At 54.8% G+C, this 21988-nt stretch carries 14 protein-coding genes, 2 tRNA genes and 3 rRNA genes; 14 read left to right on the top strand and 5 right to left on the bottom strand.

Annotated elements, in window-relative coordinates; all coding sequences use genetic code 11:
- Position 1: 1 nt before the first annotated feature.
- Both ubiD and fre read left to right on the top strand, forming a co-directional pair.
- Positions 2–1492 carry a 4-hydroxy-3-polyprenylbenzoate decarboxylase gene (gene ubiD / locus LBF07_RS10415; protein WP_161496003.1) on the top strand — a complete coding sequence of 497 codons (1491 nt, stop codon included), beginning with the start codon at positions 2–4 and terminating at the stop codon, positions 1490–1492.
- A gap of 42 nt (positions 1493–1534) precedes the next feature.
- On the top strand, positions 1535–2236 hold the full coding sequence (gene fre, locus LBF07_RS10410; protein WP_008501516.1) for an NAD(P)H-flavin reductase: 702 nt from the start codon (positions 1535–1537) through the stop codon (positions 2234–2236).
- A gap of 182 nt (positions 2237–2418) precedes the next feature.
- On the opposite strand, the gene fadA is transcribed toward fre, so the two are convergent.
- A complete protein-coding gene (fadA, locus tag LBF07_RS10405) occupies positions 2419–3582 on the bottom strand; it encodes an acetyl-CoA C-acyltransferase FadA (protein WP_008501515.1) in 1164 nt (387 codons plus the stop codon).
- 9 nt (positions 3583–3591) lie between these two features.
- Complete coding sequence (fadB, locus tag LBF07_RS10400; protein WP_094935551.1) at positions 3592–5781, bottom strand: fatty acid oxidation complex subunit alpha FadB; 2190 nt, start codon at positions 5779–5781, stop codon at positions 3592–3594.
- A 190-nt stretch (positions 5782–5971) separates the two neighbouring features.
- On the opposite strand from fadB, the gene pepQ reads away from it, so the two are divergent.
- The 12 genes from pepQ to LBF07_RS10340 all read left to right on the top strand — a co-directional run bounded on the left by pepQ (position 5972) and on the right by LBF07_RS10340 (position 18512).
- Positions 5972–7303 (top strand): Xaa-Pro dipeptidase, encoded by a 1332-nt coding sequence (gene pepQ, locus LBF07_RS10395; protein WP_094935552.1) that lies wholly within the window; start codon positions 5972–5974, stop codon positions 7301–7303.
- A complete protein-coding gene (locus LBF07_RS10390; protein WP_033146883.1) occupies positions 7303–7917 on the top strand; it encodes an IMPACT family protein in 615 nt (204 codons plus the stop codon). The genes pepQ and LBF07_RS10390 overlap by 1 nt, the downstream gene beginning before the upstream one ends.
- A 41-nt stretch (positions 7918–7958) precedes the next feature.
- On the top strand, positions 7959–9410 hold the full coding sequence (trkH, locus tag LBF07_RS10385) for a Trk system potassium transporter TrkH (RefSeq protein WP_023309600.1): 1452 nt from the start codon (positions 7959–7961) through the stop codon (positions 9408–9410).
- Between the two features lie 10 nt (positions 9411–9420).
- A complete protein-coding gene (gene hemG, locus LBF07_RS10380) occupies positions 9421–9966 on the top strand; it encodes a menaquinone-dependent protoporphyrinogen IX dehydrogenase (RefSeq protein WP_029739672.1) in 546 nt (181 codons plus the stop codon).
- Positions 9967–10320: 354 nt separating this feature from the next.
- Positions 10321–11862, top strand: a 16S ribosomal RNA gene (locus LBF07_RS10375).
- A 69-nt stretch (positions 11863–11931) separates the two neighbouring features.
- Positions 11932–12008: transfer RNA gene (locus LBF07_RS10370), tRNA-Ile, on the top strand.
- Between the two features lie 42 nt (positions 12009–12050).
- Positions 12051–12126, top strand: a tRNA-Ala gene (locus LBF07_RS10365).
- 172 nt (positions 12127–12298) lie between these two features.
- Positions 12299–15203 (top strand): 23S ribosomal RNA (locus tag LBF07_RS10360).
- A 70-nt stretch (positions 15204–15273) separates the two neighbouring features.
- Positions 15274–15389, top strand: a 5S ribosomal RNA gene (gene rrf, locus LBF07_RS10355).
- The 16S, 23S and 5S rRNA genes sit together here with 2 tRNA genes alongside, the layout of an rRNA operon.
- Before the next feature lie 126 nt (positions 15390–15515).
- Positions 15516–16544 carry a UDP-N-acetylmuramate dehydrogenase gene (gene murB, locus LBF07_RS10350; protein ID WP_094934850.1) on the top strand — a complete coding sequence of 343 codons (1029 nt, stop codon included), beginning with the start codon at positions 15516–15518 and terminating at the stop codon, positions 16542–16544.
- A complete protein-coding gene (gene birA, locus LBF07_RS10345; protein WP_094934851.1) occupies positions 16541–17503 on the top strand; it encodes a bifunctional biotin--[acetyl-CoA-carboxylase] ligase/biotin operon repressor BirA in 963 nt (320 codons plus the stop codon). The genes murB and birA overlap by 4 nt, the downstream gene beginning before the upstream one ends.
- A gap of 16 nt (positions 17504–17519) precedes the next feature.
- Complete coding sequence (locus LBF07_RS10340; protein WP_094934852.1) at positions 17520–18512, top strand: glycosyl hydrolase family 8; 993 nt, start codon at positions 17520–17522, stop codon at positions 18510–18512.
- Between the two features lie 48 nt (positions 18513–18560).
- Here LBF07_RS10340 and bcsG read toward each other — a convergent pair whose 3' ends face one another.
- From bcsG to bcsE, 3 genes are read right to left on the bottom strand one after another with little or no spacing between them, the layout of a single operon-like run.
- Positions 18561–20240, bottom strand: a complete 1680-nt coding sequence (gene bcsG, locus LBF07_RS10335; protein ID WP_033146878.1) for a cellulose biosynthesis protein BcsG — start codon at positions 20238–20240, stop codon at positions 18561–18563.
- Positions 20233–20430 carry a cellulose biosynthesis protein BcsF gene (gene bcsF / locus LBF07_RS10330; protein WP_024908822.1) on the bottom strand — a complete coding sequence of 66 codons (198 nt, stop codon included), beginning with the start codon at positions 20428–20430 and terminating at the stop codon, positions 20233–20235. The genes bcsG and bcsF overlap by 8 nt, the downstream gene beginning before the upstream one ends.
- Positions 20424–21986 (bottom strand): cellulose biosynthesis c-di-GMP-binding protein BcsE, encoded by a 1563-nt coding sequence (gene bcsE / locus LBF07_RS10325; RefSeq protein WP_094934853.1) that lies wholly within the window; start codon positions 21984–21986, stop codon positions 20424–20426. Before bcsE ends, bcsF begins: the two co-directional genes overlap by 7 nt.
- Positions 21987–21988 lie beyond the last annotated feature (2 nt).

The following is a 21988-nucleotide window of genomic DNA, read 5'->3' as shown; positions in this document are numbered from 1 at the left end:
GATTAACTGCATGAAATACCACGATCTCCGCGACTTCCTGACGCTGCTGGAAAAGCAGGGTGAACTCAAACGTATTACACTTCCTGTCGATCCTTATCTGGAGATGACAGAAATTGCTGACCGCACCCTGCGTGCCGGTGGCCCCGCATTACTGTTTGAAAATCCGAAAGGTTACTCCATGCCGGTGCTGTGCAACCTGTTTGGTACACCGCGTCGTGTTGCACTGGGAATGGGGCAGGAAGACGTCTCTGCGCTGCGTGAAGTCGGTAAACTGCTGGCGTTTCTGAAAGAGCCGGAGCCACCGAAAGGCTTCCGCGATCTGTTCGACAAGCTGCCGCAGTTTAAGCAGGTGCTGAACATGCCCACCAAACGCCTGCGCGGCGCGCCGTGCCAGCAGAAAGTGCTCGAAGGCGATGCGGTTGATCTGACTAAAATCCCCATCATGCAGTGCTGGCCTGAAGATGCCGCTCCGCTTATCACCTGGGGGCTGACCGTTACGCGCGGCCCGCACAAAGAGCGGCAAAACCTCGGTATTTACCGCCAGCAGTTGATTGGCAAGAATAAACTCATCATGCGCTGGCTGTCGCATCGCGGCGGCGCGCTGGATTTCCAGGAGTGGTGCGCTGCGCATCCGGGGGAGCGTTTCCCGGTGTCTGTCGCCTTAGGCGCCGATCCGGCCACCATTCTGGGAGCCGTCACGCCGGTGCCGGATACGCTCTCTGAATATGCATTTGCAGGCCTGCTGCGCGGAACGAAAACCGAAGTCGTGAAGTGTATCTCTAACGATCTCGAAGTTCCGGCCAGTGCGGAAATTGTGCTGGAAGGTTACCTTGAGCAGGGTGAAATGGCGCCAGAAGGCCCTTACGGCGACCACACCGGCTATTACAACGAAGTGGATAACTTCCCTGTGTTTACCGTGACGCACATTACGCAGCGTGAAGATGCGATTTATCACTCCACGTATACCGGACGTCCACCGGATGAACCGGCGGTGCTGGGCGTGGCGCTGAATGAAGTGTTTGTGCCGATCCTGCAAAAGCAGTTCCCGGAAATTGTTGATTTTTATCTGCCGCCTGAAGGATGCTCGTATCGCATGGCGGTGGTCACGATGAAGAAGCAGTATCCTGGTCATGCTAAACGCGTGATGATGGGCGTATGGTCTTTCCTGCGCCAGTTTATGTATACCAAATTTGTTATTGTCTGCGATGATGACGTTAACGCCCGCGACTGGAATGACGTAATCTGGGCCATTACCACGCGAATGGACCCGGCGCGCGATACGGTGTTAGTCGAAAATACGCCGATAGATTACCTGGATTTTGCCTCGCCGGTTTCCGGCCTTGGCTCAAAGATGGGACTGGATGCCACAAATAAATGGCCTGGCGAAACCGACCGTGAATGGGGTCGCCCGATCAAAAAAGATCCTGCAGTGACCGCGCGAATTGACGCGATCTGGGACGAGCTGGCCATAATGAATAACGGTAAACCCTGAGCTGACCGTTAAGCCCTATAGACTTCCCGACAGAGAGAGCGAATGACAACCTTAAGCTGTAAAGTGACCTCGGTAGATGCCATCACCGACACCGTATATCGCGTCCGTTTAGTGCCAGAAGCGCCATTCTCTTTCCGCGCGGGTCAGTACCTGATGGTTGTGATGGATGAGCGTGATAAGCGTCCTTTCTCTATGGCCTCAACGCCAGCGGAGCAGGAATTTATTGAGCTTCATATTGGTGCGTCAGAGCTTAACCTGTATGCGATGGCGGTGATGGATCGGATCCTGAAGGAACGTGAAATCGTGGTGGATATTCCGCACGGCGATGCGTGGCTGCGCGATGACGAAGACCGTCCGCTGATCCTGATCGCTGGCGGTACGGGCTTCTCTTATGTGCGCTCTATTCTGTTGACCGCCCTGGCGCGTAACCCGGACCGTGACATCACCATTTACTGGGGTGGCCGCGAAGAGAAACATCTGTACGACCTGTCTGAGCTGGAAGCGCTGAGCGTAACCCATCCTAACCTGCGCATTGAGCCGGTGGTCGAGCAGCCGGAAGAGGGCTGGCGTGGTCGCAGCGGGACGGTGCTGACGGCGGTGCTGCAGGATCACGGCACGCTGGCAGGGCACGATATCTATATCGCTGGCCGTTTTGAGATGGCGAAAATTGCCCGCGACCTGTTCTGCAACGAACGTGACGCGCGTGAAGACCGCCTGTTTGGCGATGCGTTTGCCTTCATATAAATAAAAAACCCGCCCCTGACAGGCGGGAAGAACGGCAACTAAACTGTCTCTCTTCGCCAATGACGCCATAACTGCGTTAGCTGCGCTCGTTCACCCGAATCACTTACTTGAGTAAGCTCATCGGGATTCGCTCGCTTGCCGCCTTGTTCTGACGCCATTGGCTTTGAGATACTTTTCCTGATTTACACTCTCTCAAACACCGTCGCGATACCCTGACCCAGCCCGATACACATCGTTGCCAGACCAAACTGGGCATCTTTGCGTTCCATCAGGTTGATAAGCGTCGTGCTGATACGCGCCCCGGAGCAGCCCAGCGGGTGGCCGAGGGCGATCGCGCCGCCGTTGAGGTTAATCTTCTCGTCGATCTGCTCCATCAGCCCCAGATCTTTAATGCACGGCAGGATCTGCGCGGCGAACGCTTCGTTCATTTCAAACAGGTCGATGTCGCTGGCGGTTAATCCCGCTTTTTTCAGCGCCAGCTTCGAGGCCGGAACCGGGCCGTAACCCATGATTGAAGGATCGCAGCCCACGACCGCCATCGAACGTACCCGTGCGCGAGGCGTTAAGCCCAGCTCGCGGGCGCGACTTTCGCTCATCACCAGCATCGCGGCGGCACCGTCTGACAGCGCCGACGACGTACCTGCCGTTACCGTACCGGTGACCGGATCAAACGCAGGGCGCAGGGTAGAAAGCGCTTCTACGGTGGTTTCCGGGCGGATGACTTCGTCGTAGCTGAACTGCTTCAGTACGCCGTCAGCGTCGTGGCCGCCGGTCGGGATGATCTCATTCTTAAAGGCACCGGACTGCGTCGCCGCCCATGCGCGAGCGTGAGAGCGCGCGGCAAAGGCATCCTGCATTTCACGGCTAATGCCGTGCAGACGAGAGAGCATCTCGGCGGTCAGACCCATCATCCCCGCGGCTTTCGCCACGTTACGGCTCATGCCAGGATGAAAATCGACCCCGTGGCTCATCGGCACGTGCCCCATGTGCTCAACGCCGCCCACCAGGCAGGCCTGCGCATCACCGGTCATGATCATCCGCGCCGCGTCGTGCAGCGCCTGCATTGACGAACCGCACAGGCGGTTGACGGTGACGGCCGGAACCGAATGCGGGATCTCCGCCAGCAGCGACGCGTTACGGGCGATGTTGAAACCTTGCTCCAGAGTCTGCTGCACGCAGCCCCAGTAGATATCGTCCAGCGCAGCAGGATCCAGCGCCGGGTTACGCGCCAGCAGGCTACGCATCAGATGCGCGGAGAGGTCTTCCGCACGCACGTTACGGAATGCACCGCCTTTTGAACGGCCCATCGGGGTGCGAATCGCATCAACAATGACAACCTTTTCCATTGTGACTCCTTAAGCCGTTTTCAGCTCGCCAACCGGACGGGCTGGCTCAACTGCCGGATAGTAGGGTTCGTTATGGCGCGCTTTGTTACGCAGCCCTTCCGGCACCTCATAAAGCGGGCCGAGGTGCTGATACTGCTGAGCCATATCGAGATAGCGGGCGCTGCCGAGCGTGTCCAACCAGCGGAACGCGCCGCCGTGGAACGGAGGGAAGCCCAGGCCGTACACCAGCGCCATATCGGCTTCTGCCGGGCTGGCGATGATGCCTTCTTCAAGGCAACGCACCACTTCGTTGATCATCGGGATCATCATGCGGGCGATGATCTCATCGTCGGTGAAGTCGCGTTTCGGCTGGCTTACATCGGCCAGCAGGCCGTCCACCACGGCATCTTCTTCTTTCTTCGGTTTGCCTTTGCTGTCTTCTTTATAGCGCCAGAAGCCCAGGCCGTTTTTCTGGCCGAAGCGGTTAGCGTCGAACAGAGCGTCAATGGCGTCGCGATAATCTTTCTGCATACGCTGCGGGAAGCCTGCCGCCATCACCGCCTGAGCGTGGTGAGCGGTATCAATGCCGACCACGTCCAGCAGATACGCCGGGCCCATCGGCCAGCCGAACTGTTTTTCCATCACTTTGTCGATTTTGCGGAAGTCTGCACCGTCGCGCAGCAGCTGGCTGAAACCGGCGAAGTAAGGGAACAGCACGCGGTTGACGAAGAAGCCCGGGCAGTCGTTAACAACGATCGGCGTTTTGCCCATCTTGCTGGCCCATGCCACCACTTTAGCGATGGTTTCGTCAGAGGTTTTTTCCCCGCGGATCACTTCGACCAGCGGCATACGGTGTACCGGGTTGAAGAAGTGCATCCCGCAGAAGTTTTCCGGACGCTTCAACACGCTCGCCAGTTCGCTGATTGGAATGGTGGAGGTGTTAGAGGCCAGCACGGTCTCAGGACGAACTTTATCTTCCGTTTCTGCCAGCACCGCTTTTTTGACTTTCGGGTTCTCGACGACGGCTTCGACCACCACGTCCACACGGTCGAAACCGCTGTATTCCAGCACAGGCTGAATGGTGGAGATCACGCCTGCAAGCTTCAGCCCGTCAATTTTTCCGCGCTCCAGCTGTTTATTCAGCAGCTTGGCCGCTTCGGTCATGCCCAGCGTCAGGGATTCCTCGCTGATGTCTTTCATCACTACCGGCACGCCTTTCCAGGCCGACTGGTAAGCGATGCCGCCACCCATAATGCCCGCACCAAGTACCGCCGCATGTTTTGGCGTCTCAACGTTTTTAGTCAGCTGTTTGGCTTTACCCTTCACGAACTGATCGTTGAGGAAGATACCGACCAGCGCGCGGGCTTCATTGGTGTGCGCCAGCGGGACAAAGCTCTGATTTTCGAGCTTCAGCGCTTCATCGCGTCCGAGACGAGCAGCCGCTTCAATGGTTTTCACCGCCGTGATCGGCGCCGGGTAGTGTTTACCCGCCGTCTGCATCACCATGCCTTTGGCGATGGTGAAGCTCATGGTGGCTTCAATCTTGCTGAGTTTTAACGGTTCCAGCTTCGGCTGGCGTTTGGCTTTCCAGTCGAGATCGCCGTTAATGGCCTGACGCAGAATGGCGAGTGCGCCTTCAACCAGTTTCTCTGGCTTCACGACGCCGTCGACCAGGCCGATTTTCTGCGCCTGTTCTGCGCCGACATCTTTACCTGCGGCAATGATCTCCAGCGCGCTGTCGGCACCCAGCATGCGCGGCATACGCACGGAGCCGCCAAAGCCCGGCATGATGCCCAGCCTGGTTTCCGGCAGGCCGATGCGCAGGTCCGGCGTTGCCAGACGGTAGTCGGTCGCGAGTACGCATTCGCAGCCGCCGCCCAGCGCGTAGCCGTTAACGGCGGAAATGGTCGGGACAGGCAGATCTTCCAGACGATTAAAGACGCTGTTGGCAAAGTGCAGCCACTGGCTCAGCTGTTCTTCCGGGACCAGGAACAGCGAAAGAAACTCGGTGATATCGGCACCGACAATAAAGGCCGCTTTGTTCGAACGCAGCAGCAGCCCTTTTAATTCAGGTTGTTTTTCAAGAACATCCAGCGCCTGGCCAAGACTGGCCACCGTCGCGGTATCAAGCTTGTTCACTGAGCCGGGAGCATCGAACACCAGTTCGGCAATGCCATCTTCCAGCCAGTTGAGGTACAGGGTGTCGCCTTTGTAGAGCATGTCAGTCTCCTGAATCCAGCAATTGGATCTGGTCATACCAGATGAATCGGAGTGTGGGATTTATGTTAATAAAATGCAAATTACTCATTAAGAAAATGCTGCATTGATCACGGTCGGTGGAAATCACGCAGCCGGAGTGAGGTGTGCTAAGATGCGATGACTTGAGGTCAAAAAAACGAAAGGAAGAATGATGGACTCACTGGCTTCGCTTTATAAAAATCATATCGTTACCCTACAGGAACGTACCCGCGATGTACTGGCCCGCTTTAAGCTGGATGCGCTGCTGATCCACTCCGGCGAGCTGATGAATACCTTTCTGGATGACCACGCTTATCCGTTTAAGGTGAACCCGCAGTTTAAAGCCTGGGTGCCGGTGACTCAGGTTCCAAATTGCTGGCTGCTGGTGGATGGCGTGAACAAGCCGAAACTGTGGTTCTACCTGCCGGTCGATTACTGGCACAACGTAGAGCCGCTGCCGACCTCTTTCTGGACGGAAGAGATTGATGTGATTGCACTGCCGAAAGCGGACGGCATTGGCAGCCAGCTGCCTGCGGCGCGTGGCAACATCGGCTACATTGGCCCTGTTCCGGAGCGCGCGCTGGGTCTGGATATTCCGGCAGACAAACTCAATCCGAAAGGGGTGCTGGATTACCTGCACTATTACCGCGCGTATAAAACCGACTACGAACTTTACTGCATGCGTGAAGCGCAAAAAACGGCGGTGAACGGTCACCGTGCGGCGCATGAAGCGTTCCAGTCCGGCATGAGCGAGTTCGATATCAACCAGGCCTATCTGACCGCGACAGGCCACCGTGATACCGACGTGCCGTACAGCAATATCGTCGCGCTGAATGAGCACGCGTCCGTGCTTCACTACACCAAACTGGATCACCACGTTCCGTCGGAGATGCGCAGCTTCCTGCTTGACGCAGGCGCCGAGTACAACGGTTACGCGGCCGACCTGACCCGTACCTGGGCGGCGAATGCGGATACCGATTTCGCGCAGCTGATTAAAGACGTGAACGATGAACAGCTGGCGCTGATTGCCACCATGAAGGCCGGAACCAGCTATGTGGATTACCACATCCAGTTCCATCAGCGCATCGCAAAACTGCTGCGTAAACATCAGATTGTGAAAGACATGAGCGAAGAAGCGATGGTCGAGAACGATCTGACCGGGCCATTCATGCCGCACGGTATCGGCCACCCGCTGGGCCTGCAGGTTCACGACGTTGCGGGCTTTATGCAGGATGATACCGGGACGCACCTGGCGGCACCGTCTAAATATCCTTACCTGCGCTGCACCCGTATTCTGGAGCCGCGTATGGTGTTGACGATTGAACCGGGGATCTACTATATCGAATCCCTGCTGGCGCCGTGGCGTGAAGGCCAGTTCAGCAAACACTTCAACTGGGAAAAAATTGATGCGCTGAAGCCGTTTGGCGGTATTCGCATCGAAGATAACGTGGTGGTTCACGAAAACGGTATCGAGAATATGACGCGAGACCTGAAGCTGGCCTGATGGAAAGCTGGCTGATACCGGCTGAACCGGTCACCTTTGTTGAGGAAATCAAGAAAAGCCGCTTTATTACGCTGCTGGCGCATACCGACGGCGTAGAGGCGGCAAAGGCGTTTGTCGAATCCGTTCGGGCTGAGCATCCTGACGCGCGTCACCACTGTGTGGCGTGGGTGGCAGGACCGCCAGACGATTCGCAACAGCTGGGGTTTTCCGACGACGGTGAACCGGCGGGCACGGCCGGTAAACCCATGCTTTCGCAGCTGATGGGCAGCGGCGTGGGTGAAATTACCGCCGTGGTGGTGCGCTACTACGGCGGCATCCTGTTAGGCACGGGTGGGCTGGTAAAAGCGTATGGCGGCGGAGTTCAGCAGGCACTGAATATGCTCACAACTACCCGCAAAACGCCGCTCACCGAATATACTTTGTTGTGCGATTACGCTCAGCTATCGGGCATTGAAACGCTGCTCAAACAGTTTAACGGCGTCATCGCGCACAGTGAATATCAGGCAATGGTGCAATTACGCGTGGCGCTTCCGCAGGCGGAGCTGGCTGCTTTTTCAGCAAAACTGGCTGATTTTAGTCGTGGTTCGTTGCAATTGCTGCCGATTGAAGAATAATCCCCACCTCACTTTTTTGAATACCAAAGGAAGCGGCAGAGATGCATTTTCGTGCCATAACCCGAATCGTTGGACTGCTGGTCATACTCTTTTCCGGGACGATGATTCTCCCGGGACTGGTGGCGCTTATCTACCGGGACGGCGCGGGGCGGGCATTTACCCAGACCTTCTTTGTCGCGCTGGCGATCGGCTCGCTGCTGTGGTGGCCAAACCGTCGTCAGAAAGGTGAGCTGAAATCTCGCGAAGGATTTCTGATTGTGGTTCTGTTCTGGACGGTGCTGGGGAGCGTCGGTTCGCTGCCCTTCATCTTCTCTGAACAGCCTAACCTGAGCATCACGGATGCCTTTTTTGAATCCTTCTCCGGTTTAACAACCACCGGGGCGACGACGCTGGTGGGGCTGGATTCACTCCCGCACGCCATTCTCTTTTATCGTCAGATGCTGCAGTGGTTCGGGGGGATGGGGATCATCGTCCTGGCCGTGGCTATTCTTCCTATTCTGGGCGTTGGCGGCATGCAGCTTTATCGCGCCGAAATGCCCGGGCCGCTGAAAGATAACAAAATGCGCCCGCGTATTGCCGAGACGGCGAAAACCCTCTGGCTTATCTATGTATTACTGACGGTGGCCTGTGCGCTGGCGCTATGGTTCGCCGGGATGCCCGCTTTCGACGCCATCGGACACAGCTTTGCGACGATCGCGATCGGTGGGTTCTCCACTCACGACGCCAGCGTCGGCTACTTCGACAGCCCTACGATTAACACCATTATTGCCATTTTCCTGCTGATTTCAGGCTGTAACTATGGCCTGCACTTCTCTTTACTGAGCGGGCGCAGCCTGAAAGTGTACTGGCGTGACCCTGAGTTCCGCATGTTCATTGGCGTCCAGCTTACGCTGGTGATCATCTGTACCCTGGTGCTGTGGTTCCATGATGTTTACAACTCCGCGCTGACCACGCTAAATCAGGCGTTCTTCCAGGTGGTATCGATGGCGACGACCGCCGGGTTTACCACGGACAGCATCGCGCGCTGGCCGCTGTTCCTGCCGGTGCTGCTTTTATGCTCGGCATTTATCGGGGGCTGTGCGGGTTCTACGGGCGGCGGCCTGAAGGTAATTCGTATTCTGCTGCTGTTTAAGCAGGGGAACCGTGAGCTGAAGCGCCTGGTCCACCCGAACGCGGTTTACAGCATCAAACTCGGGAACCGCGCGCTGCCGGAACGTATCCTCGAAGCGGTGTGGGGATTCTTCTCGGCGTATGCGTTGGTCTTTATCGTCAGTATGCTGGCGATTATCGCGACGGGGGTGGATGATTTCTCCGCCTTTGCGTCCGTCGTAGCAACATTGAATAACCTCGGGCCCGGCCTGGGCGTTGTGGCAGATAACTTTGCCAGCATGAACCCGGTCGCGAAATGGATCCTCATCGCCAATATGCTGTTTGGTCGTCTTGAGGTCTTTACGCTGCTGGTGCTGTTCACCCCTACATTCTGGCGCGAGTAAGGAGCCGTTGATGAAAACATTGATTCTTTTCTCTACGCGAGACGGGCAAACGCGCGAGATTGCCGCGTATCTGGCATCGGAATTAAAAGAGCTGGGTATTTACTCTGATGTGGTGAACCTGAACCGTGCGGAGCAGATTGCCTGGCAGGAGTACGATCGCGTGGTAATTGGCGCGTCAATTCGTTACGGGCATTTCCATCCGGCGCTGGATCGCTTTGTGAAAAAGCACACGGCGGTGCTCAACAAATTGCCTGGTGCGTTTTACTCGGTCAACCTGGTCGCACGTAAAGCTGAGAAGCGTACGCCGCAGACCAACAGCTACACGCGCAAGTTTTTACTCAGCTCGCCGTGGCAGCCAGACCTGTGCGCCGTCTTTGCCGGCGCGCTGCGTTACCCTCGCTACCGCTGGTATGACCGCTTTATGATCCGCCTGATTATGAAGATGACGGGGGGTGAAACCGATACGCGTAAAGAAGTGGTTTATACCGACTGGTCGCAGGTGGCCAGTTTTGCGCGGGAAATCGCACATTTAACGGGCGATTCGCGACATAAATAAGCGTTAAGTTTGAAAAGTGAGCGAACGAAAAGTTTTTTGTATTTTATGCTTGTCACGTCGGAATAACTCCCTATAATGCGCCTCCACTGACACGGAACAACGGCACACACGCCGCCGGGTCAGCAGAGAAAAGCGAAATTAATCACTTGACTCTGAAGCGGGAAAGCGTAATATGCACACCCCGCGCCGCTGCGAAAAGCGAAGCGGCACTGCTCTTTAACAATTTATCAGACAATCTGTGTGGGCACTCAAAGTGACATGGATTCTTAATGTCTTCGGACAATAAATGAATACCAAGTCTCTGAGTGAACATACGTAATTCATTACGAAGTTTAATTCACGAGCATCAAACTTAAATTGAAGAGTTTGATCATGGCTCAGATTGAACGCTGGCGGCAGGCCTAACACATGCAAGTCGAGCGGCAGCGGAAAGTAGCTTGCTACTTTGCCGGCGAGCGGCGGACGGGTGAGTAATGTCTGGGAAACTGCCTGATGGAGGGGGATAACTACTGGAAACGGTAGCTAATACCGCATAACGTCGCAAGACCAAAGAGGGGGACCTTCGGGCCTCTTGCCATCAGATGTGCCCAGATGGGATTAGCTAGTAGGTGGGGTAACGGCTCACCTAGGCGACGATCCCTAGCTGGTCTGAGAGGATGACCAGCCACACTGGAACTGAGACACGGTCCAGACTCCTACGGGAGGCAGCAGTGGGGAATATTGCACAATGGGCGCAAGCCTGATGCAGCCATGCCGCGTGTATGAAGAAGGCCTTCGGGTTGTAAAGTACTTTCAGCGGGGAGGAAGGTGTTGTGGTTAATAACCACAGCAATTGACGTTACCCGCAGAAGAAGCACCGGCTAACTCCGTGCCAGCAGCCGCGGTAATACGGAGGGTGCAAGCGTTAATCGGAATTACTGGGCGTAAAGCGCACGCAGGCGGTCTGTCAAGTCGGATGTGAAATCCCCGGGCTCAACCTGGGAACTGCATTCGAAACTGGCAGGCTAGAGTCTTGTAGAGGGGGGTAGAATTCCAGGTGTAGCGGTGAAATGCGTAGAGATCTGGAGGAATACCGGTGGCGAAGGCGGCCCCCTGGACAAAGACTGACGCTCAGGTGCGAAAGCGTGGGGAGCAAACAGGATTAGATACCCTGGTAGTCCACGCCGTAAACGATGTCGACTTGGAGGTTGTGCCCTTGAGGCGTGGCTTCCGGAGCTAACGCGTTAAGTCGACCGCCTGGGGAGTACGGCCGCAAGGTTAAAACTCAAATGAATTGACGGGGGCCCGCACAAGCGGTGGAGCATGTGGTTTAATTCGATGCAACGCGAAGAACCTTACCTACTCTTGACATCCAGAGAACTTTCCAGAGATGGATTGGTGCCTTCGGGAACTCTGAGACAGGTGCTGCATGGCTGTCGTCAGCTCGTGTTGTGAAATGTTGGGTTAAGTCCCGCAACGAGCGCAACCCTTATCCTTTGTTGCCAGCGGTTAGGCCGGGAACTCAAAGGAGACTGCCAGTGATAAACTGGAGGAAGGTGGGGATGACGTCAAGTCATCATGGCCCTTACGAGTAGGGCTACACACGTGCTACAATGGCGCATACAAAGAGAAGCGACCTCGCGAGAGCAAGCGGACCTCATAAAGTGCGTCGTAGTCCGGATTGGAGTCTGCAACTCGACTCCATGAAGTCGGAATCGCTAGTAATCGTAGATCAGAATGCTACGGTGAATACGTTCCCGGGCCTTGTACACACCGCCCGTCACACCATGGGAGTGGGTTGCAAAAGAAGTAGGTAGCTTAACCTTCGGGAGGGCGCTTACCACTTTGTGATTCATGACTGGGGTGAAGTCGTAACAAGGTAACCGTAGGGGAACCTGCGGTTGGATCACCTCCTTACCTTAAAGAACCTGCCTTTGTAGTGTCCACACAGATTGTCTGATGAAAAACAGCAGTAAAAATCTCTGCAGGCTTGTAGCTCAGGTGGTTAGAGCGCACCCCTGATAAGGGTGAGGTCGGTGGTTCAAGTCCACTCAGGCCTACCAAACTCCTTTTAAAGGATGAGCGGTACAGAGATTATAAACGATGGGGCTATAGCTCAGCTGGGAGAGCGCCTGCTTTGCACGCAGGAGGTCTGCGGTTCGATCCCGCATAGCTCCACCATCTTTTACTGCGAACACAAGAAAACTTCAGAGTGAACCTGAAAAGGTGCACTGCGAAGTTTTGCTCTTTAAAAATCTGGATCAAGCTGAAAATTGAAACGACACATCTTAATTGGTGTGTTCGAGTCTCTCAAATTTTCGCAATCAGAAGATGAAACATCTTCGGGTTGTGAGGTTAAGCGACTAAGCGTACACGGTGGATGCCCTGGCAGTCAGAGGCGATGAAGGACGTGCTAATCTGCGAAAAGCGCCGGCGAGGTGATATGAACCTTTGACCCGGCGATGTCCGAATGGGGAAACCCAGTGTGATTCGTCACACTATCGTTAACTGAATACATAGGTTAACGAGGCGAACCGGGGGAACTGAAACATCTAAGTACCCCGAGGAAAAGAAATCAACCGAGATTCCCCCAGTAGCGGCGAGCGAACGGGGAGCAGCCCAGAGTCTGAATCAGCTTGTGTGTTAGTGGAAGCGTCTGGAAAGTCGCACGGAACAGGGTGACAGTCCCGTACACGAAAGCACACAGGTTGTGAACTCGAAGAGTAGGGCGGGACACGTGGTATCCTGTCTGAATATGGGGGGACCATCCTCCAAGGCTAAATACTCCTGACTGACCGATAGTGAACCAGTACCGTGAGGGAAAGGCGAAAAGAACCCCGGCGAGGGGAGTGAAAAAGAACCTGAAACCGTGTACGTACAAGCAGTGGGAGCACCCTTGTGGTGTGACTGCGTACCTTTTGTATAATGGGTCAGCGACTTATATTCTGTAGCAAGGTTAACCGTATAGGGGAGCCGAAGGGAAACCGAGTCTTAACTGGGCGTTAAGTTGCAGGGTATAGACCCGAAACCCGGTGATCTAGCCATGGGCAGGTTGAAGGTTGGGTAACACTAACTGGAGGACCGAACCGACTAATGTTGAAAAATTAGCGGATGACTTGTGGCTGGGGGTGAAAGGCCAATCAAACCGGGAGATAGCTGGTTCTCCCCGAAAGCTATTTAGGTAGCGCCTCGTGAACTCATCTTCGGGGGTAGAGCACTGTTTCGGCTAGGGGGCCATCCCGGCTTACCAACCCGATGCAAACTACGAATACCGAAGAATGTTATCACGGGAGACACACGGCGGGTGCTAACGTCCGTCGTGAAGAGGGAAACAACCCAGACCGCCAGCTAAGGTCCCAAAGTCATGGTTAAGTGGGAAACGATGTGGGAAGGCACAGACAGCCAGGATGTTGGCTTAGAAGCAGCCATCATTTAAAGAAAGCGTAATAGCTCACTGGTCGAGTCGGCCTGCGCGGAAGATGTAACGGGGCTAAACCATGCACCGAAGCTGCGGCAGCGACGCTTAGGCGTTGTTGGGTAGGGGAGCGTTCTGTAAGCCGTTGAAGGTGTGCTGTGAGGCATGCTGGAGGTATCAGAAGTGCGAATGCTGACATAAGTAACGATAAAGCGGGTGAAAAGCCCGCTCGCCGGAAGACCAAGGGTTCCTGTCCAACGTTAATCGGGGCAGGGTGAGTCGACCCCTAAGGCGAGGCCGAAAGGCGTAGTCGATGGGAAACAGGTTAATATTCCTGTACTTGGTGTTACTGCGAAGGGGGGACGGAGAAGGCTATGTTAGCCGGGCGACGGTTGTCCCGGTTTAAGCATGTAGGCGGAGGTTCCAGGTAAATCCGGTACCTTTTAACGCTGAGGTGTGATGACGAGGCACTACGGTGCTGAAGTAACAAATGCCCTGCTTCCAGGAAAAGCCTCTAAGCATCAGGTAACACGAAATCGTACCCCAAACCGACACAGGTGGTCAGGTAGAGAATACCAAGGCGCTTGAGAGAACTCGGGTGAAGGAACTAGGCAAAATGGTGCCGTAACTTCGGGAGAAGGCACGCTGATATGTAGGTGAAGCCCCTGCGGGTGGAGCTGAAATCAGTCGAAGATACCAGCTGGCTGCAACTGTTTATTAAAAACACAGCACTGTGCAAACACGAAAGTGGACGTATACGGTGTGACGCCTGCCCGGTGCCGGAAGGTTAATTGATGGGGTTAGCGGCAACGCGAAGCTCTTGATCGAAGCCCCGGTAAACGGCGGCCGTAACTATAACGGTCCTAAGGTAGCGAAATTCCTTGTCGGGTAAGTTCCGACCTGCACGAATGGCGTAATGATGGCCAGGCTGTCTCCACCCGAGACTCAGTGAAATTGAACTCGCTGTGAAGATGCAGTGTACCCGCGGCAAGACGGAAAGACCCCGTGAACCTTTACTATAGCTTGACACTGAACACTGGTCCTTGATGTGTAGGATAGGTGGGAGGCTTTGAAGCGTGGACGCCAGTCTGCGTGGAGCCGACCTTGAAATACCACCCTTTAATGGCTGGTGTTCTAACGTAGACCCGTAATCCGGGTTGCGGACAGTGTCTGGTGGGTAGTTTGACTGGGGCGGTCTCCTCCCAAAGAGTAACGGAGGAGCACGAAGGTTAGCTAATCCTGGTCGGACATCAGGAGGTTAGTGCAATGGCATAAGCTAGCTTGACTGCGAGAGTGACGGCTCGAGCAGGTGCGAAAGCAGGTCATAGTGATCCGGTGGTTCTGAATGGAAGGGCCATCGCTCAACGGATAAAAGGTACTCCGGGGATAACAGGCTGATACCGCCCAAGAGTTCATATCGACGGCGGTGTTTGGCACCTCGATGTCGGCTCATCACATCCTGGGGCTGAAGTAGGTCCCAAGGGTATGGCTGTTCGCCATTTAAAGTGGTACGCGAGCTGGGTTTAGAACGTCGTGAGACAGTTCGGTCCCTATCTGCCGTGGGCGCTGGAGAATTGAGGGGGGCTGCTCCTAGTACGAGAGGACCGGAGTGGACGCATCACTGGTGTTCGGGTTGTCATGCCAATGGCACTGCCCGGTAGCTAAATGCGGAAAAGATAAGTGCTGAAAGCATCTAAGCACGAAACTTGCCCCGAGATGAGTTCTCCCTGACCCTTTAAGGGTCCTGAAGGAACGTTGAAGACTACGACGTTGATAGGTCGGGTGTGTAAGCGCAGCGATGCGTTGAGCTAACCGATACTAATGAACCGTGAGGCTTAACCTTACAACGCCGAAGCTGTTTCGGCGAAGAGACAGACACGATTTTCAGCCTGATACAGATTAAACAGAATTTGCCTGGCGGCTTTAGCGCGGTGGTCCCACCTGACCCCATGCCGAACTCAGAAGTGAAACGCCGTAGCGCCGATGGTAGTGTGGGGTCTCCCCATGTGAGAGTAGGGAACTGCCAGGCATCAAATAAGTAGAAAGGCCATCCGCAAGGATGGCCTTTTTGCGTTTTTATAGGCTGCACAAACTAATCCCCCAACGCCCTGCTTATACGGTAAACTACCTGCGTTTTTGCATCAGGATAGCGTCTATGAACCACTCCCTTAAGCCCTGGAATACCTTTGGCATTCAACGCAATGCTAAACAAATTGTACGTGCCGATACTGCACAGCAACTGCTGGATGCATGGCAAAGCGCAACTGAAAATAACGAACCCGTACTGATTCTGGGCGAAGGAAGTAATGTCCTGTTTCTCGATGATTTTGCGGGAACGGTGATCGTTAACCGCATCATGGGAATTGATGTGGAAGAGCGTGCCGACAGCTGGCACCTGCACGTGGGGGCCGGAGAAAACTGGCATCATCTGGTGCAATTCACCCTCGAAAAAGGGATGCCGGGCCTGGAAAACCTTGCGCTTATTCCAGGCTGCGCCGGATCGTCACCTATTCAAAACATCGGTGCCTACGGCATCGAACTGAAACATGTCTGCGAATATGTCGACTGCATCGAACTGGCGACCGGAACGGCAAAGCGTTTAACGGCGGAACAGTGCCGGTTTGGCTATCGTGACAGTATTTTCAAACATGAATATCAGGATCGCTACGTGATTGTTGCCGTGGGCCTGCGCCTGTCGAAGGACTGGCAGCCCGTGTTGACCTACGGGGATTTAACGCGTCTCGATCCGGCTACCGTAACCGCCCGCGACATTTTTGATTCCGTTTGCCATATGCGGATGACCAAACTTCCCGATCCAAAAGTAAACGGAAACGCTGGCAGTTTCTTCAAAAACCCGGTTATCAGCAGCGAAAATGCAAAAGCCTTTCTTGAAGGATGGCCAGCCGCACCACATTACCCTCAGGCGGATGGCAGCGTGAAGCTTGCCGCGGGATGGCTTATCGATCAATGCCAGCTAAAAGGCACTTCAGTAGGCGGTGCTGCCGTTCACCAGCAGCAGGCTCTTGTGCTGATTAATCAGCGCGATGCGACCAGCGATGATGTTGTACAGCTGGCTCATTATGTTCGTCAGCGTGTGAGCGAAAAATTTAACGTCTGGCTGGAGCCAGAAGTTCGCTTCATTGGCTGCACAGGTGAAGTTAATGCCGTGGAGGCTATCGCGTGAAGGACAATACCGTTCCCTTAACCCTGATTAGCATCCTTGCTGACGGCGAGTTTCATTCTGGCGAGCAGCTGGGTGAACAGCTTGGCATGAGCCGTGCTGCTATCAATAAACATATCCAGACGCTTCGCGACTGGGGTGTTGATGTGTTCACGGTTCCCGGAAAGGGCTACAGCCTGCCGGAGCCGATTCAATTGCTGAATGAAGAAGCGATCCGCAGTCAGATCGGACACGGCAATGTTGCGGTGCTGCCGGTGATTGATTCGACGAACCAGTATCTTCTGGATCGTCTGGCTGAGCTGAAATCCGGCGATGCCTGCGTTGCTGAATATCAACAGGCCGGTCGCGGCCGTCGCGGTCGCAAATGGTTTTCGCCATTTGGCGCTAACCTCTATCTGTCCATGTACTGGCGACTCGAGCAGGGCCCGGCCGCTGCCATTGGTCTGAGTCTGGTCATCGGCATCGTCATGGCGGAAGTGCTGCACGATCTGGGGGCGGATAAAGTACGCGTTAAATGGCCTAATGACCTCTACCTCAACGATCGTAAACTTGCCGGTATTCTGGTCGAACTGACTGGAAAAACGGGCGATGCGGCGCAAATCGTCATCGGCGCAGGCCTCAACATGGTAATGCGCAATGTACAAAATGATGTGGTGAATCAGGCCTGGACTAACCTCCAGGAGGCGGGGATCGTCATCGATCGCAACACCCTTGCCGTGCGTATGATTAAAGAGTTGCGCAGTTCACTCACGCTTTTTGAGCAGGAAGGGCTGGCATCGTTCCTGTCTCGTTGGGAAAAGCTGGATAACTTCATCAACCGCCCGGTGAAATTGCTGATTGGTGATAAAGAGATCTACGGAACTTCGCGCGGTATTGACGCACAGGGCGCGCTGCTCCTGGAGCAGGATGGCGTGATCAAACCCTGGATGGGCGGTGAGATTTCACTGCGAAGTGCCGAATAACCGGATCGAGTTAATTATGCGAAAACCCGTCTGCGCAACGCTGGCCGTCATGATGAGTGTGCTGTTTTCGCCTCTCTCTCATGCGGATCGGGCCTGGGAGAGTTACAAGGCCCGCTTTTTCAAACCGGAAGGCCGCATTGTTGATACCGGTAATGGCGGCGTGTCGCATACGGAAGGTCAGGGTTTTGCCATGCTGATGGCGGTGGCTAACGACGATAAAGCCACGTTCGATAAGCTCTGGCAATGGACAGACAGTCAGCTGAAGAACAAAGAAAATGGTCTGTTTTACTGGCGCTATAACCCCGCAGAGTCCAACCCGGTCGCCGACAAAAACAACGCTGCAGATGGCGACGTGCTGATTGCCTGGGCGTTGCTGAAAGCCGACGCCCGCTGGCATGACAAGCGCTACAGCGCTGCATCGGATGCAATTACCAAAGCACTGATTGACCACAGCGTGATCCGCTATGCCGGTTACCGCGTAATGCTGCCCGGCGTCCAGGGGTTTAAGCTTGAGGGTGAAGTGGTCCTTAATCCTTCCTATTTCGTGTTTCCGGCCTGGCAGGCCTTCTCCAGACGCAGTCATTTGCCGGTCTGGCGCGATTTGATTAAGGACGGGAAACGCCTGCTGGGGAAAATGGGCTCGGGTAAAGCGAATCTGCCCACTGACTGGGTTTCACTGGCATCAGGTGGAAAGCTGGCTCCCGCAAAAGGCTGGCCGCCGCGAATGAGCTATGACGCGATTCGTGTTCCGCTGTACGTTGCCTGGTCTGATAAGCAAAGCCCGCTGCTGACGCCGTGGAAGGCCTGGTTCGGACAGTTTCCCCGGGAACAAACGCCCGCCTGGGTTAACGTGACGACCAACGAATATGCGCCCTACATGATGGAAGGCGGCCTGCTGGCTGTACGTGATTTCACTATGGGGCAGTCTTCCGGTGAACCCGAAATCACCTCTAAAGACGACTATTATTCGGCAAGTCTGAAAATGCTGGTGTGGATCGCCCAGCAATAATGTCGACATTATCCCTCTCCCCGATGAGGAGAGGGACGTCATACCGTGTTACTGCGGATATGGTACCCAATCCCCGCCGTTCAGGCGAACGTAAGGTTTGTTTTGATATTGAATGACGACTGCGTTAGCGTTTTCTGAGACTTCTGCGGTTTGCGGCAGGTTGCTGGTGAGCTGATCCCAGTTCACGCTATCCTCCACAAACAGCTTCCCGTCAACGGCGCGGGCAACCAGCTCTGAGATCGCCAGATAGCTGGTTGGCTGTGTAATCTCAATCGGTGCGCCCTGATGCGGTGCCTTCATCCCAAAGAATTTAATGCCGGCAGGCACGTTAGTGATGGACGGGCTTGGGATATCACGTAGACCCGAGACCTGCATTCTGTCACCTTTCAGCGCACCACCGTGCTCAGGTACCACAACCACCATCACTTTACGGCCCGATTTTTCCAGCTCCGTGAAGAACGCGTCCAGCTCGTCAAAGAACTTCTGCGCACGCACTTTATAATCAGCCGTTTTGCTCACGCCCGGGAAATGGTTACCGTCGTGGAGCGGCAGGGTGTTAAAGAACGTCGCGCTGCGTGGATTGCTGTCTTTTTCGATGGTCTGCAGCCAGCGCTGCAGGACGGCAGTATCGTCATAAACGGGCGAGCCGTCGAAGCCCAGCAGAGAGACGGGAAGACCGGTTTGATCCATTAACGGTGCCTGCATGCCGCCCTGTTCGCGCACCTCTTTCAGGAAGTTACCGAACTGGCCGTTATGCCCCAGCATCAGGTGCTGCGTAAAGCCCAGTTTTGCGAGGTTATCGAACAGATAACACTGGTTGCCGGCGGGTTGATACAGGTTTTTATGCGATGTCTGACCACAGCTTGCACGCAGCAGGCGGATCGCCGCCGGGCCGCTGTACGAGGTGGCAGAGTTGAAATCTTTAAACTGAATATCGAAGTGTGACCACAGCGGATGAGACATCAAACCGGCGGCGTCCACGTCGGCCCAGGAGAGAGAGCAGATGTTGATCACCAGCAGTTCAAACGGCTGAGCATCCGCCGGCAGCGCATCCGGGAATTTAGTCTGTCGCTTGTCTTCCGCGGTATAGAAACTGGAGAGCCAGGCGTTCAGGTTTGTAGAAGTAGGCGGTGCGGTCTGGGTTGGGATATCGCCCACCACAGGCGTATCGCCTGCCGTTGTGACGGTTGCCGCCGCGCTTCCCCCTGTGGTGGTCACCGTGGTGGTCGGTTGACCAGCAGGCCACAGCGAAAAGTTCGGCCCAGCCAGCGTCAGCACGTTAAGCCAGATCATAATCGCGACGACAAACACCGTGACGCGGATCCACTGTGACAGGAACAGCCAGGCAACCAGCAGCACAAATACCGCGCCAATCATCTGCCAGTTAATAAAACGCTCGGTCAGATCGAGGACATAGCTGGCGCTAAAGCCCGCCACCTGCGACCCCTGGCTCATAATGCTGTCCGGCCCCGGTAGCCAGGTATCATGCCAGAACAGCGCAAAGCCGACAGGTATAGCGACCCAGTGGCGCAAGCGATGTAACCTGATATTCGGCAGCGGCATCAGCAGGAAGGCCATAAACACGAGGTTTAGAAGGGGATGGAAATTCAGATAGCCTGCCCACAGCAGGCCAAACTTCACCAGAAAGTAGAAGTTCCAGCCGGAAAGGCCGCGCCAGTATTGCCAGAGCGGCGAGGGTGACGAAGCGGTATAGGTAGAATTAGTCATGTTTTCGGTCTGCCTTGACGTGTGATGCCCGTGTCAGTGTTCCGGCTGGTTTTACATAGCGAGGTTTAATAAACAGCACTCTGGCCGTATCACGGATACGGCGGATGGAATGGCGCGCATAGTAGCCAAGCGGGAAAAAGATCAGCGCACAGAATATAACCAGTTGAATGATATCGCTGATGTTCATGATGATGCGTTCTCCGCGTTGTCTGTTAATAAGCGAAGGGGTTCCGGAACCCGACGCCAGACGTGTCCATCATGCCTGGCATTGAGGATCGGTTTGGCATCGCTCTTGATAGCGAGCGGCTTAACCCATTGTTCAGGCTGGAGCGCACGCATCTGCACCAGCTCCGCGCTAATCGTATTATCTTCGAACCAAATCATACGGTTCGAGAAAATATCCCCTGTAGGCAGAGGGAAGATGTGGTTAAGCGCCGTATCGAGATCGTTTACCCGGCAGAAGGACAAAAACAGCACCAGGCGATTGTCGCCAATGGTCATGATGTCCCCTGTACGGTTCGGGCGACATAAGGTGAGAGCCTGTTCAACGCGAATACCCGGTACAGGACGCAGGGCAACCATGACCCCTTTTCCGTCTGCAGGAAGAAGCGTGTTGCTCATCATGTTGCCCACGGCGTCGCAGAAGGTATCCCATTTTTGGTACCCACGCAGCTTCATCGGCTGCGTCATGGAGAGCAGCGTGGAAATATCTTCCGGTACGTGGCGGCTAAACTGCTGGCCCTGAACGCTTTCGATAAGCGTCAGGCAGCGTGACAACGGCGCATTCCATGGAATAACCATATTGGCGCCGCAGCCCAGAAGCAGGCGCTCATCGGTGGCGCGCAGGCTGGTATTATTTTCGCGCACGATGATTTTCAACGCACTTCCGCGCTGGCGGCGTAAGGTGTGGATTTGTCGTGCCAGCGTCTCAATCTGGTTATTCTGCATCAGCGAGAAAATAAGGTTTGCCGCCTGGGTTGTGCGGGCTTCATGGAAAAGGGCTTCGTTAGAATCAAACAATGTCCAGTTTTCCGACAGGGCGGGTGCCCCCTCTAAAACCGCGATATGGCTCAGGATGCGTTTTTCATCACTGCGCGGCTGCACCACGGTTTCTTCCTGCTGCGCCAGGTGCCACTCGCCCTCAATATGTTTCAGCGTAAGCTGTTGCCTGGCGCTCACGCCTTTTTCATTACACCAGAATGCAATATCGTAGAGATAGCTGCCTGCCTGGTCACGAATGCTTGCCAGACCGAACAGGGAGCTATATTCGCCCATTAAAAGTGAGAACAGCTTGTCATTATTACTGCCGGGATTGACTATCAATAGCGTGCAATTTTGAAATTTTGCCCATTTATTGATTTTTTCCAGCCAGGGCAGCAGTTTTTCAGCGGGCATATTTTGCAGGACGTTATTTGCGCATTTCAGAATCACAAAATAGTGATCCGGATCAATAGAGCACTGAACGTCGCGGGACAAAAAGTATAGACTATCGGCTTCCGATGTCATGGAAAATAATCGCACCGTCTGGGGGCCGCGACCACTTTCAAGCGTAATAATTTTCTTCGGATCTTCGCCCATGCTAATGACGGCCACGCGGGAATCCTTATCCTGAGCAGCAATTGTCTGGTTTACCAGACTGATAGCATCTTCATTACGGTCCGTATTAATCCACCAGACTCCTCCGACTGGCATGTGGCTCAATTCGTCCCATAATGACTGGATGCCAATAGAAAATATGGAGTCCACGG

Source organism: Enterobacter cloacae complex sp. ECL352 (assembly GCF_020149545.1).
Taxonomy (GTDB): Bacteria; Pseudomonadota; Gammaproteobacteria; order Enterobacterales; family Enterobacteriaceae; genus Enterobacter; species Enterobacter asburiae_B.
Note: the sequence above shows the minus strand (reverse complement) of the source record. Positions and strands in the feature narration are given on the sequence as shown.

Coding starts and splice junctions, on each gene's coding strand:
- pepQ (WP_094935552.1), top strand. CDS start 5,972: ATGGACTCACTGGCTTCGCTTTATAAAAATCATATCGTTACCCTACAG.
- fre (WP_008501516.1), top strand. CDS start 1,535: ATGACAACCTTAAGCTGTAAAGTGACCTCGGTAGATGCCATCACCGAC.
- fadA (WP_008501515.1), bottom strand. CDS start 3,582: ATGGAAAAGGTTGTCATTGTTGATGCGATTCGCACCCCGATGGGCCGT.
- murB (WP_094934850.1), top strand. CDS start 15,516: ATGAACCACTCCCTTAAGCCCTGGAATACCTTTGGCATTCAACGCAAT.
- trkH (WP_023309600.1), top strand. CDS start 7,959: ATGCATTTTCGTGCCATAACCCGAATCGTTGGACTGCTGGTCATACTC.
- bcsG (WP_033146878.1), bottom strand. CDS start 20,240: ATGACTAATTCTACCTATACCGCTTCGTCACCCTCGCCGCTCTGGCAA.
- LBF07_RS10340 (WP_094934852.1), top strand. CDS start 17,520: ATGCGAAAACCCGTCTGCGCAACGCTGGCCGTCATGATGAGTGTGCTG.
- fadB (WP_094935551.1), bottom strand. CDS start 5,781: ATGCTCTACAAAGGCGACACCCTGTACCTCAACTGGCTGGAAGATGGC.
- hemG (WP_029739672.1), top strand. CDS start 9,421: ATGAAAACATTGATTCTTTTCTCTACGCGAGACGGGCAAACGCGCGAG.
- LBF07_RS10390 (WP_033146883.1), top strand. CDS start 7,303: ATGGAAAGCTGGCTGATACCGGCTGAACCGGTCACCTTTGTTGAGGAA.